This is a genomic window from Paenibacillus baimaensis (assembly GCF_025567575.1).
Window position 1 is genome coordinate 57,520 of record NZ_JAOQIO010000113.1, and the last position, 13,667, is coordinate 71,186.

Annotated in this window: 9 protein-coding genes; 8 read left to right on the forward strand and 1 reads right to left on the reverse strand. The window is 47.8% G+C overall.

The annotated features are described in order from the left end of the window. Window positions 1-63: 63 nt before the first annotated feature. The 4 genes from OB236_RS33460 to OB236_RS33475 all read left to right on the forward strand — a co-directional run bounded on the left by OB236_RS33460 (window position 64) and on the right by OB236_RS33475 (window position 2,226). Window positions 64-468 (forward strand): Fur family transcriptional regulator, encoded by a 405-nt coding sequence (locus OB236_RS33460; protein WP_076235826.1) that lies wholly within the window; start codon window positions 64-66, stop codon window positions 466-468. Then, window positions 438-1,193, forward strand: a complete 756-nt coding sequence (locus OB236_RS33465) for a winged helix-turn-helix domain-containing protein (RefSeq protein WP_262687917.1) — start codon at window positions 438-440, stop codon at window positions 1,191-1,193. Before OB236_RS33460 ends, OB236_RS33465 begins: the two co-directional genes overlap by 31 nt. A 145-nt stretch (window positions 1,194-1,338) precedes the next feature. Further along, entirely contained in the window at window positions 1,339-1,584 is a 246-nt protein-coding gene (locus tag OB236_RS33470; protein WP_076235824.1) for a glutaredoxin family protein, read from the forward strand. 66 nt (window positions 1,585-1,650) lie between these two features. After that, the gene (locus OB236_RS33475; protein ID WP_262687919.1) at window positions 1,651-2,226 is read left to right on the forward strand and encodes a peroxiredoxin; all 576 of its coding nucleotides are present in this window, start codon (window positions 1,651-1,653) and stop codon (window positions 2,224-2,226) included. 168 nt (window positions 2,227-2,394) lie between these two features. On the opposite strand, the gene secF is transcribed toward OB236_RS33475, so the two are convergent. Further along, on the reverse strand, window positions 2,395-4,548 hold the full coding sequence (secF, locus tag OB236_RS33480) for a protein translocase subunit SecF (protein ID WP_262687921.1): 2,154 nt from the start codon (window positions 4,546-4,548) through the stop codon (window positions 2,395-2,397). Window positions 4,549-5,111: 563 nt separating this feature from the next. Here secF and adhE point away from each other — a divergent pair. From adhE to OB236_RS33500, 4 genes are all read left to right on the forward strand, one after another. After that, window positions 5,112-7,757 (forward strand): bifunctional acetaldehyde-CoA/alcohol dehydrogenase, encoded by a 2,646-nt coding sequence (gene adhE / locus OB236_RS33485; RefSeq protein WP_262688028.1) that lies wholly within the window; start codon window positions 5,112-5,114, stop codon window positions 7,755-7,757. 41 nt (window positions 7,758-7,798) lie between these two features. Further along, on the forward strand, window positions 7,799-10,060 hold the full coding sequence (gene pflB / locus OB236_RS33490; RefSeq protein WP_262687922.1) for a formate C-acetyltransferase: 2,262 nt from the start codon (window positions 7,799-7,801) through the stop codon (window positions 10,058-10,060). Between the two features lie 20 nt (window positions 10,061-10,080). Then, window positions 10,081-10,833: a pyruvate formate-lyase-activating protein gene (gene pflA, locus OB236_RS33495; protein ID WP_262687924.1), complete on the forward strand. Its 753-nt coding sequence runs from the start codon at window positions 10,081-10,083 to the stop codon at window positions 10,831-10,833. A gap of 92 nt (window positions 10,834-10,925) precedes the next feature. Further along, a complete protein-coding gene (locus OB236_RS33500) occupies window positions 10,926-13,301 on the forward strand; it encodes an ATP-dependent DNA helicase (protein ID WP_262687925.1) in 2,376 nt (791 codons plus the stop codon). The last annotated feature ends 366 nt before the right edge of the window (window positions 13,302-13,667 follow it).

A 13,667-nucleotide genomic window follows, 5' to 3' on the forward strand; every position in this document is an offset into this window, starting at 1 on the left:
TGACTTCTCTCCATTTTATATTTAAACTTAATCTAAATATAAAAAATAGAGGGTGAGCTTGCGATGACACGAAAAGGAACACTAACCATACAGCGCAAGACGATTTTGGATATCGTAACGATGGCAACAGATCATCCGACTGCTGCCGATGTGATGGAGAGGCTAAAGGAACGCGGCTGTCAGTTCGCCTATGCGACAGTGTACAACTCACTTCGCTATTTGACAGACGAAGGGATGATTCGCGAGCTGAAACTCGATGGAGACTCCAGCCGCTACGACGCGCGAACGGAAGATCATCAGCATATCGTCTGTGTTTCCTGTGGCCGGGTCGACGAGGTATTCACCGATGCACCGCAGGAGTGGCTGCACCGTGTAGCGGAAGAGACCGGCTATGATATACAAGAGCAGCAATATTTGTTTAAAGGAGTGTGTGCGGCATGCAAAATATCAACCAAACCGATCCATTGAGTCCGAGTTCGCAGTCGATTCCACAGCAATCGGTAGCAGCAGACTACCCGATGGATGGCGACTTTTGCGTCACCACACGAAGAATTATGATCATCAGTCCATGGCCAGCCTCGCTGCACAGCTTGGTTGGGGAATTGACGGTCAAATGCTATGATGTTCTCTTATTTCACCATGCCGATGATTCGGCACTCAATTTGCTGCAGGGTGATCTGCTGCTGATTGATCAGACACGGGGCAGTATGTCGGGTGAAGAGATTCAGCATTTGCGTGCGCGCGGCATTCCGATGTTGTCCCTGGTCAGTAAAGGAACGCCACCGAATCAGGTTGGGAGTGATTTCATTGTGTGGCCTTCATCGATGGAGGCTCTCGTGGAGCGTATCCAATCGTTCGATGCTCCAAGCAGCCGTCCCGTATTCGGTGGCAATGATCAATTGCAGCACAAAGATATCAGGATGGACTTGAAACGGATGGTTGTATCCCGTGGAGAGGTGCGAATTGATTTGACCAAAACCGAGTTTGATTTGCTGAAGGTACTGCTCAGTGCTGATGGCAGCGTGCTGTCACGGCAGACGATGATGGATCTGGTGTGGGGAGATCAATATTTTGGAGGCAGCAATACTGTAGATGCGCATATCAAAAGCCTGCGTCACAAGCTGGGCGACGATCCGAAGCATCCGCAATACATTGTTACCGTACGTGGTGTGGGTTACAGATTGACCGATTAAGCTCTTCATGAAACATTCACGATACCTTCATTATACCTTCATGCAGCTAACTTGCTTGAATGGTATTCTTTTTTTAGCAAGTTTTTAAACTTAGTCTAAATTTAATAAAGGGTCAAACGAGACCCCATACAAGGAGTGAAATACTATGTCCACAGCTGCAGCGAACGTCATCGTCTACACCGGTAACCATTGTCCCTATTGCAATCAGCTCAAAAAATATTTAAACGAGCAAAATATCGAGTTCGAAGAACGCAATGTCGAAACCAACGACCAATATGCTGACGAATTGCAAAATATGGGGATGAGCTCTATACCGGTAACCGTCATCGGTGAGCACACCATTCTCGGCATGAACACAACACGAATCAAAAAAGCATTAGCCGGAGAATAAGCTGTTGAACGACCATCTGTTTAACCCCAATATATAACCCAAATTAACGATCAGGAGGAACATCAAATGACATTACTGACACAACCATTTCCAGTCGTATCGCAAGCCAAAATAGGGGAAAAAGCTCCAAGCTTTAATTTACCCTCCACCAAAAATTTAACGACTCTAGAGGAAAATGTCGCTTTAGAGGATTATGCAGGCAAATGGCTGCTGTTCTTTTTCTGGCCTTATGATTTCACTTACGTATGTCCGACCGAAATTATCGCCTTCAGTGATCATGCCGCGGCATTCCGCGAGCTGGATTGCGAGATCGTAGGCGCATCTGTCGACAGCGTGTATACGCACCGTGCCTGGATTCAAACGCCGCGTGATCAGAGCGGTATCGGCAGCATCCAATATCCAATCGCCTCCGACTTTACGAAGGAAACCGCACGCGCCTACGGTATTCTGGACGAAGCTACAGGATCTGCGCACCGTGGATTGTTCATCATTGATCCAGAGGGTGTGCTGCGTTATCAAGTCGTCACCGATATGAATGTGGGCCGTAGTGTCGAGGAAACGCTTCGTATCCTGCAAGCACTGCAAGCTGGTGGCTTATGCCCTGCCAACTGGAAGCCAGGACAAAAGCTGCTCGGTAAATGACAGCTGTGCTCCGAGGATGAAGCAACTAGCTATGAGCAACAATGCACATTTACACGAAAAGGAGCTGCCGCGGCAGCTCCTTTTGCTTGTACACAATGATTCTATTCGCTCTGAATATACACATACCCGAGCATGTCCATATTCATAATCCTAACAATTAGCCTCCTATTAACTCACACTTGAACGCCGTAATGGATCTAATAAACGTGGGTACCGTTTTACAATGACAAGCCACAGCTGTGCAGCAATGAAAATCGAAGAATAAGTTCCACTTATTAAACCAAGAATCAGAGCGAGGGAAAAAGAATGCAGCCCCTCTCCCGCGAACCATTGGAGCGACATGGCGCAAATAAAGACAGTCAAAACCGTATAGATCGAACGACGCATAGTCTGCCACAGGCTTCGATTGACGAGCTCGTCCAAATCTGTAACGGTCCACGACGGAGTTCTTTTTAAATTCGTTCTAATCCGGTCGAAAATAACGATGGTATCGTTAATCGAATAACCGACGATCGTCAGGATGGCCGCAACGAAGGTAGGATCGATTTCAATCCGGAAGAAGGCGAATAGACTGACCGGAATGAGTACGTCATGAAGCAGAGCGACCACACAAGCAATACCAAATGACAATTGAAAGCGAATCGCCATGTAGATAACAACCCCACCCGAAGCTATGAGTAAAGCCAAGCCTGCTTTTTTCACCATTTCTTGTGCAATCACCGGGTCCACCGTAACATCCTGTTTACTAACCTGGTCCCCGTATTTGGCTTTAAGATCGGTTTCCATCGCCTTTAAGCGGTCTGCTGCGACCGGCCGATCAAACGTAGTTGTAGCGTACAGATTGCTGTCGCCGTATTTCGTCACGGGTTTCATTTCCGATTCAGGAGCATTTGTATGAATAATATCAGCTACTGCCTGCACCTCGAAAGGCGTACCAACATAGACATCCAGCCGCGTCCCCGATTTGAAATCCACACCAAGCGTGAGTCCTTTAGCCAGAGTGGTCCCCGTGCCGCAGAGCAGAATAAACAAGGATACATACAAAAACCATTTTTTTACCTTCACAATATCCCAAGAGATTTTAGCTGCTGCTTTTCCGGTATTGTTGCTGCGGATTCCATACCATGTTAAGTGATTGAACCATCCAGTGCTCAGCACGATCCAGAGGATACAACGCGTGCCGAATACGTTCGTAATCATGCTTGCAATAAGGGTCATGATCAAAATCAGGGAAAAACCTTGCACCGAGCTGCTTCCTGCGTTCAGCAAAACAACAGCGGCAATCAGCGTAGTCATATGAGCATCCAGAATCGTTATAAACGAATCCTTCTGTCCCTTGCGAAAAGCCGACAATACACTCTTGCCGTCATGCAATTCTTCTAGTATTCGCTCAGAAGTAATAATGTTGGCATCAACGGCCATGCCCACAGCTAGAATGAAGCCCGCGATACCAGGCAGCGTCAATGCTGCATTCATGAAATCAAGTACAACCAAACATAGATAAATAAATCCGACTAATGATAGGATGGCGACAAAACCCGGCAGCCGATAAACGACCAGCATAAAGACGCATATGAATAAAAAGGCGAGAAAACCGGCAAACAACGTTTGCTGTAAGGCCATTTCACCGAGAGAAGCGTTAACGGATACAACTTGTTTTTCGATCAATTTGGCAGGCAGTGAGCCCGCGTTGATCAGCTCCTTCAGCTCATTGGCAGATTCTGTCGTAAAGTTACCTTCGATGGTCGCAGTTCCGCCAGAAATGGGCTGCAGAATTCGGGGAAAAGAGATAACCTCATCATCCAGGGCGATAAGCAATAGTTGCCCCACATGGGCCTGCGTAGCTCGTACCAGCTTGTCGGGATCCAAAAAAGTCACGGTAATAACCGGCCTGTTGAGATTGTCGTAGTTCAGCTTCGCACCAACGGGCGCCAAATCCCGTCCATCCAAAAGTAATTCGCCCGACGAGCTTTTAAAGGTAAGATTAGCGGGTTTTCCGATTAATTGTCGAAGCTGCTCTTCATTGGCGGCTCCGGCAATTTTCACTCTGATCCGATCTGTACCTTCAATCGTAATTTCCGGCTCGGATACCTTGCTGATGTTGACTCGCTTATCTATCATTTGCTCCATTGCGATTAATAGATCTGCATTCAAGGTTTGCTGCGAATCCAACGGTTCCACCTGATACAAGATTTCAAAGCCGCCTTTTAAATCCGATCCGAGCTTGATATTGCTGACAACCGTAGAGGTAGTCGAAGCAACGAGGGAACCTATGCAAACCAGAAACAGAAATAACCCACACAATCGGGCCCATTTTTTCATATTTAATTCTCCTTTTTTCTAAGTTTAATTTAGAAGAAAAGGAGCACACCTAAATAACGGGATTTATATTTAATGGGGAATAGAAGTAGAAGTCGCTTGAGCATAGCGGCGAATGCATATAAATGAGGCATCAACAATTGGGAGGGAAACAAGGGATATATCATCATAAACAACAGGCAAAAGAATATAAAAATCGACATAGGGGAAGAAACGAGGTTTGAACTTTCTTTGAGTACAGCATCGTAATGTAGAGTGTGATCGATACTTGCAAGCAGTGCTTGTTCGGACTGAACGTTTTGATCCAATGAAATTCCAAAAGGCACGACGCAGCACAGACAAAGCATAATGGCAGTCAGCAACAATTTAGTGAATCTTCCCATGGGCTCACCTCCTTTAACTATCGATACTTACCAAGATTATAGTTATGGTAGTCGAATTATACGGACAAGTCAATCACTGGAAATAGCAAAGTGAAATGTGAAATTATTCACGACTCTGTGATCTTTGTCATAGTTTGGTTTCCAAATCATGTTTAATCTAAAGGTAGAACAACAAGATGGTGGCTGCAGCATGATGAGAAGAGTATAGGAGTGGATGATAACATGACAGCAAAAGAAGCGAAAAAGATTGAACAGCTTTCTGCTCAAGACGAAGTCAACCAGCTGGTGGCCAGAGCCAGGCAAGCACAGCAGCAATTTCTTCAGCTCGATCAAAACCAGGTAGATCAAGTTGTACAGCAAATGGCATTAGCTGGTATCGAAGGGCACATGCAGCTCGCCAAGCTTGCTGTCGAGGAAACAGGCCGCGGTGTCTATGAAGATAAAATTACAAAAAATTTATTTGCTACGGAGTACATCTACCACAGCATTAAAAATATCAAGACAGTTGGCGTGATTGAGGAAAATGCTTATGAGTACTACCAGCTGGTAGCCGAGCCCGTTGGCATTATTGCGGGAGTTACGCCAGTTACCAATCCGACGTCAACAACCATGTTCAAGTCATTAATTGCGACCAAAACCCGGAACCCGATCATCTTTGCCTTCCATCCATCCGCGCAGCAATCGAGTGCAGCGGCTGCAGCGACGTTACTTTCGGCGGCTGTTCAGGCGGGTGCGCCAGAGCATTGTATTCAATGGGTGAAGCATCCATCTGTTGAGGCTACCCAGTTGTTGATGAATCATCCTGATGTGGCACTGGTTCTTGCTACGGGAGGGTCTTCGATGGTGAAAGCTGCCTACAGCACCGGTAAGCCGGCTTTGGGTGTTGGACCCGGTAATGTTCCCTGCTTCATTGAGAAAACAGCGAACTTGCAGCAGGCTGTTCATGATTTGATCCTATCGAAGACGTTTGACAACGGTATGATTTGCGCTTCTGAGCAAGCCGTCATTATTGAGGACACGGTATATGTAGAAACCAGAAAATTGATGGCAGATTCGGGCTGTTACTTTTTGAATCCGGAAGAAATCGAAGCAGTTTCCAAATTGGTGATTAACCCCGAGAAATGTGCGGTTAACGCTGTGATTGTAGGTCAATCTGCTGCCGCAATTGCCGAGATGGCTGGCATTCAGGTGCCTGTGGCAACAAAAATGCTGGTTGCTGAGTTAGCTGGAGTCGGTGAGAAATTTCCGTTATCAGCTGAAAAGCTAAGCCCCGTGCTCGCATGCTACAAAGTGAAGAATGCTGAGCAAGGAATTGACCGGGCTGTGGAAGTTGTCAAATTTGGCGGTATGGGACATTCGTCCGTTATTCATTCTCAGAATGAGGAGGTCATCCAGGCATTCTCCAATAAGCTTCAAACAGGACGTGTTATTGTTAATTCGCCTTCCACTCACGGTGCAATCGGCGATATTTATAATACAAATCTGCCTTCCTTGACACTTGGCTGCGGCTCTTATGGTCATAACTCGACAACCTCCAACGTGAGCGCCGTGAATCTGATCAATGTGAAACGGATTGCTTACCGTACCGTCAATATGCAGTGGTTCAAAATACCCCCGAAGATTTATTTTGAAAAAGGGGCTACGCAATATTTAGAGAAAATGCCTGATATTACAAGAGTGATGATTGTTACGGATCCGATGATGGTGAAGCTGGGTTATGTAGAGCGCGTAGAATATTATTTGCGCAAGCGTCAGCTGCCCGTGTATATCGAGGTGTTCTCGGATGTGGAGCCGGACCCGTCCGTTGACACGGTGGAGCGTGGTCGGGCACAGATGGCCAGCTTCCAGCCGGACTGCATTATTGCTCTGGGTGGTGGATCACCGATGGATGCGGCGAAAGCGATGTGGCTGTTCTACGAATACCCCGATACCAGCTTTGATGCGTTAAAGCAAAAATTTATGGATATCCGTAAACGGGTGTACAAGTATCCGCGTCTGGGGCGCAAAGCCAAATTTGTTGCGATTCCCACAACCTCAGGCACAGGTTCGGAAGTAACATCCTTCGCTGTGATTACAGATAAGGACAAAGGAAATACCAAATACCCGCTTGCCGATTATGAGCTTACACCTGACGTTGCCATTATTGATCCTGATTATGTGTACAGCTTGCCTAAGACAGCGGTGGCCGACACGGGTATGGACGTTTTAACCCACGCGATTGAAGCCTATGTGTCTGTGATGGCTAATGATTACTCCGATGGTTTAGCGATGAAGGCAATCCAATTGGTATTTCAGAATCTTGAAAAGTCATTTGCTACCGGTGATCCTGCAGCGCGCGAGAAGATGCATAATGCCTCAACAATTGCCGGTATGGCCTTTGCGAACGCGTTCCTTGGTATTAATCACAGCCTGGCGCATAAATGGGGCGGAGAATACCACACAGCTCATGGACGTACCAATGCTATCTTGATGCCACATGTCATTCGCTATAATGCAAGTCAACCAACGAAGCTCACTTCGTTCCCGAAATACGATCATTTCATAGCAGATCAACGTTATGCCGAAATTGCGCGTATGCTCGGGCTTCCTGCGAAGACAACGGAAGAAGGAGTGAACAGTCTCATCCAGGCAGTACGCAGATTGAACACCGTTCTCGGTATTCCTGAGAAATTTCAGGATCTTGGATTCGATGGCGAGCAATTCGAGACGCGAGTCGATTACTTGGCGGATCGGGCGTTTGAAGATCAGTGCACAACAGCCAATCCAAGGATGCCGTTAGTGACAGAGTTAGCTGATATTTATCGGAATGCGTTTTACGGCAGGTTTTAATCGTGCAATAAGTACACATCAATACTTCAGGAGGTGCCATTATGGCGATACGAGAGGGCGATATACAGACAGACAGTTATTGGCGAGGGTTTGCCAAGGGGAAATGGGAAACGGCAATCGATGTTAAAGATTTTATCGATACCAATGTCACGGTGTATACAGGGGATTCGGCCTTTCTAAAGGGTCCGACGGCAGCGACGGAGGAGCTGTGGCGTATGGTTAGCGAGCTAACCCGCCAGGAGAGAGACAATGGAGGCGTTTTGGATATCGATGTCCAGACGGTGTCCACGATTACATCGCATGCGCCAGGGTATATTGCACAGAGCATAGAGAAAATTGTCGGCTTGCAAACCGATGCTCCGCTTAAGCGATCCGTACAACCCTTCGGCGGTATTCGCATGGTTATCGATGCATGTGAAGCTTATGGCTTCAAGCTGCCGGAAGAAATCATAAAGGTGTTTACAGATATTCGCAAAACGCATAACCAAGGTGTGTTCGACGCCTACACCACGGAGATGAAAACAGCACGTAAGGCTGCAATCATTACAGGTTTGCCAGATGCTTACGGACGTGGTCGCATTATTGGTGATTACCGGCGTGTTGCTCTGTATGGTGTAGACCGATTGATCAAGGAAAAGAAAAAGGATCTGCTGCAATTGGAAGTGGATTCGATCACTGAAGAGGTCATTCAGCTGCGCGAAGAGCTCTCCGAGCAAATTCGCAGTCTGGGCGAATTGAAACAGATGGCTACAACCTACGGCTATGATTTGGCTAAGCCGGCTATGAATGCCTGTGAGGCTGTGCAATGGTTGTACTTCGCTTACTTGGCTGCGATCAAGGAGCAGAATGGCGCGGCGATGAGTCTGGGACGCGTATCCAGCTTTCTGGACATTTATATCGAACGGGATTTACACGATGGGACGTTAACTGAAATGGAGGCGCAGGAGCTTGTTGATCATTTTGTCATGAAGCTTCGTATCGTTAAATTTTTACGTACACCCGACTATAATGAGCTTTTCAGTGGAGATCCGACCTGGGTCACTGAATCAATTGGTGGCATGGGACTGGACGGCAGAGCGCGCGTGACGAAAAATTCCTTCCGTTTCCTGCATACCTTGTACAATCTGGGTCCTGCCCCTGAGCCGAACCTGACTGTGCTATGGTCGACTCAGCTGCCTGATGGCTTCAAAGCTTACTGTGCCAAGGTATCCGTCGAAACCAGCTCGATCCAGTACGAAAATGATGATCTGATGCGGCCTTATTTTGGCGATGATTACGGTATTGCTTGCTGTGTATCTGCGATGCGCATAGGCAAGCAAATGCAGTTCTTCGGCGCCCGGGCCAATCTGGCTAAAGCTTTGCTTTATGCGATTAACGGTGGTGTGGATGAGAAGCTGGGCATACAGGTAGGCCCTCGTTTAGCACCCATGACTTCTGACGAGGTTCTAAACTTTGAAGAAGTGATGGAGAAATTCGATACCATGATGGAATGGCTGGCAAAGCTGTATGTGAACACACTTAACGTCATTCATTTTATGCATGATAAGTACTGCTATGAGCGGCTGGAGATGGCGCTGCACGATCGTGAAATTGTACGCACGATGGCTACGGGTATTGCGGGACTCTCCGTAGTTGCTGACTCGCTTAGCGCGATCAAGTATGCAAAGGTCCGCCCGATTCGCAATGAAAGCGGGATTGCCGTCGACTTTGAAATTGAAGGTGAATACCCGCAGTATGGCAATAATGATGACCGTGTGGATGCGATCGCTGTTCAATTGACGGAAACGTTCATGAACAAGATCAGGAAGCATAAGACGTACCGCGGCGCAGTGCCCACGATGTCTGTGCTGACCATTACCTCCAATGTCGTGTACGGGAAAAAAACAGGATGTACCCCGGATGGCCGCAAGGCAGGAGAGCCCTTCGCGCCAGGCGCCAATCCGATGCACGGACGTGACCGGAAGGGGGCGTTGGCATCCCTGGCTTCTGTAGCCAAGATTCCTTATGAGCACTGCCAGGACGGGATTTCTAATACGTTCTCTATCGTGCCAAAGGCTCTCGGTCGTGAGGAAGATACACGTATTTCCAATCTGGTTTCACTGCTCGATGGCTATATGGCTAATCTCGGTCATCATTTGAATATTAATGTATTTGACCGTGCACAGCTCCTGGATGCGATGGAGCACCCAGAGCAATATCCGCAATTGACGATTCGTGTTTCAGGCTACGCTGTTAACTTTATCAAGCTGACGAGAGAACAGCAGCTTGATGTGATACATCGTACCTTTCATGGCTCGATGTAAATAGAGAGGGGGACAGAGCGATGAAAGGACGCATACATTCCTTCGACACCTTTGGCACCGTTGATGGTCCGGGCATCCGCTTTGTTCTTTTCATGCAGGGCTGTGCACTGCAGTGCAAGTATTGTCATAATCCGGATTCATGGGAAATGAATGCGGGCAGGCAGATGGAAGTTGAGGAGATTCTTGGTGAGATCGAACCTTATCTGGAGTACTATCTCCGGTCAGGCGGAGGCATTACAGTGACGGGCGGAGAGCCGACGCTGCAGGCTGCTTTCGTAGCCCGTTTGTTTAGCGCATGTAAAGCTCGCTGGGGGCTGCATACTGTGCTGGATACGAACGGCTTTTGTGAGCCTGAGCATGCACAGGAGCTGTTGAAGGTGACCGATTTAGTGCTGCTGGACCTGAAAATGATCAATTCGGATAAGCATATCGCGCTTACGGCACAGCCTAATGATCGTATCAAGCGCTTTGCTCATTATTTAAATGAGATCCGAAAAAACATCTGGATTCGTCACGTGCTGGTACCCGGATTTACAGACGGGTATGAGGATCTAAGCGAGCTCGGTCAGTTCATCGGATCATTGAATAACGTTAATAAGCTGGAGCTGCTTCCTTATCACAGAATGGGTGTCTATAAATGGCAGCAATTGGGGAAAGAGTATCTGCTTGAGCATTGTCCGACACCAACAGACCAAGAAGTAACCAGAGCCAGAGACATTATTGATCTTGGTATACGAGCACGTCAAGCAGATATGAAAGGAATAGGGGATTAAAGGTTCAACTATCCATACGAACATATGTGTGGTATAGTCGGAATAGATATTTACCTCGAACTGCTATTCCTGATTAATGGACAGGTGATACGATGCAAGGGAACGAACCGACCCAGCCCACAACACCCGTGAACCCAGCAATTTCTGAAGATGTACCTACACCGGGCGTATCTACTAAGCCTCCATTGCCGATCATACAAATAGCGGTACGAGCCTTGGTGGAATATGTGTGCCGCAGCGGAAGCATCGATTCCGGATTTCGGACGGTCAGCTCGCTGACCGAAGGCACGAAGGCCCATCAGCATATACAAAAGCAGTATGGCGAGAACGACTTGAAGGAAGTATACCTGACAACGGAGATCCCTTATGGCGATCTCCTGTTTGTCATTGATGGTCGATGCGACGGGCTGCTGCTGTCCGAGGCTGCATACACGATTGATGAGATTAAATCGACTGCGATGTCCATCGCACTCATAACCGAGGACATGTTCCCGGTCCACTGGGCGCAAGCCAAATGTTATGCCTACATGTATGCTCGTGCGCAGGGGCTGGAACGGATGTGCGTTCAGCTTACCTATGTACAGGTGGATACCGAGCAGCAGAAACGGTTCGTCAAGGAGGCAGCATTTGAGGAGCTAGAGCAGCATATGCAGGAGATGATCCGGCAGTATGCCCCCTATGCGCAAATGCTGCAACGGCACGTACGGCAAAGGGATAGCAGTATCCGTGAGCTGCAATTCCCTTTTAAGGCTTATCGTGAAGGGCAGCGCAAGCTGGCAGGTGCTGTGTACCAATCGATAGAAACGGGAAGCAAGCTGTTCGCCAAAGCTCCCACAGGTACAGGGAAGACGATCTCGACGATCTTTCCTGCTGTCAAGGCGATGGGCATGGGGCTATTGCAGCGTGTTTTTTATGTGACCGCGAGAACGACGACAAGAACGGCAGCGGAGGAATCCTTTACACTCATGCAGAGAGCAGGGCTGCATATTCATACGGTGACACTGACTGCCAAGGATAAAATATGCTTCAAGGATGAGGTCAGGTGTACGAAGGTGCATTGCGAGTTCGCGGATGGCTACTATGATCGGATTAATGGCGCGCTGCTCGATATGTTAACGCACGAAACACTGATCAATCGGCCCATCATCGAGCAGTATGCCCGTAAGCATCGGGTGTGTCCATTTGAAATGTCACTGGATGCTGCCTATGCCGCAGATGTCATCATCTGTGATTATAATTATGTGTTTGATCCACGTGTATCCTTAAAAAGGCTGCTCGCCGAGCAGAAGAAGCAGACGGCAATCCTTGTCGACGAAGCTCACAATTTGGTTGATCGGGCGCGGGAAATGTTTTCAGGTGTGCTGTATAAATCGGACTTTTTGAATGTTCAGCGGGAATTCAAGGCACTTAATCAGAGTGTCAGCAAAGCGGCAAAAGCCGTCAATGAGCAGTTCATTTCACTCAGAAAACAAAGCACGGAACCCATTCGAATTACTCAGGAGCCTCCGCAGGCACTACTCGATGAGTTGGAACATTTTATTGTCCACGCGGAAAGGGAACTCTCCTCCCACGGAGGGACGTCGGACCATTCGCTGCTGCTGGATACGTATTTTGCCGCTCAGAGCTTTGTAAGGATTGCCAAGCTATATGATGAACGCTTTGTAACCTACGCCGAATGCACAAAAAGCGAGGTAGAGATCAAGCTGTTCTGCCTTGACCCTTCCTACCTGCTGCAGCAGATGGGCAAAGGCTACCGTTCTCATATCTTTTTCTCGGCAACACTGGCCCCCTTCGCTTATTTTATGAGAATGCTGGGAGCGGGGGAGGATGATTACACGGTATCGATCCCATCTCCTTTTTCCAAAGAACAGCTTGACGTATACATTCAACCGCTCTCGACCCGATATCAGGATCGTGAACGTACGAAAGCGCCACTCACACAGCTGCTAAGCCAATTGATGGACACTACGCCAGGCAATTATTTGTTCTTTTTCCCTTCCTACGCCTATATGAATGAGGTGTACGAGGCTTTTACAGCCTCAGCGCCCCATAGAAAAACAATTTTACAGCAGGCGGACATGACGGAGGAAGATCGCGATAGCTTTCTGGGGGCATTTGATGCAGACAATCGGGAAGCCTTTGCTGGATTTGCCGTGATGGGCGGAATTTTCTCGGAAGGGATCGATTTGGTCGGAGATCGTCTAACAGGTGTTGTGGTCGTAGGTGTAGGATTGCCGCAGCTGGGTCTGGAGCGTAATATCATCAAGGATTATTTCAATGCAGCGGGTCTTCATGGCTATGATTATGCTTATGTGTTTCCGGGAATGAACAAGGTACTGCAAGCCGGGGGAAGATTGATTCGCTCGGAGCAGGACCGCGGACTACTTATGCTGGTGGATGACCGCTATCTCCAGCCTCAATATCAACGTCTGCTGCCCGAGGAGTGGAGGCATTATACGGTGCTGTGATTAGATGGCGATACAGCAGGTCCGTAATAAATACCCTTACGAGAAAGAACAATTATAGTTAATATTTCCATATAAAAGGATTGACAGCACTTTACGCGCCATGTTAACTTACAATATATCCAATCGATCTTATTGACCAATCAACCCAAGTATCCCTAATCGTTCAGGAAAAGGAGGAGTCTACGATGAATAACATGAATACAAGCACAGTCCATCTACATTTTGGCGATCACAGATTTGCCCTTAATTTCATAGTTGATGACGTGGCCTTCCTGAACTTTGGACGCAAGAGATGCAGTTAACCCAACATGGGTATTGCTGGTGAATCCAAGGCTCATGTCACGTTTTTCGTGGCATGGGCCTTTA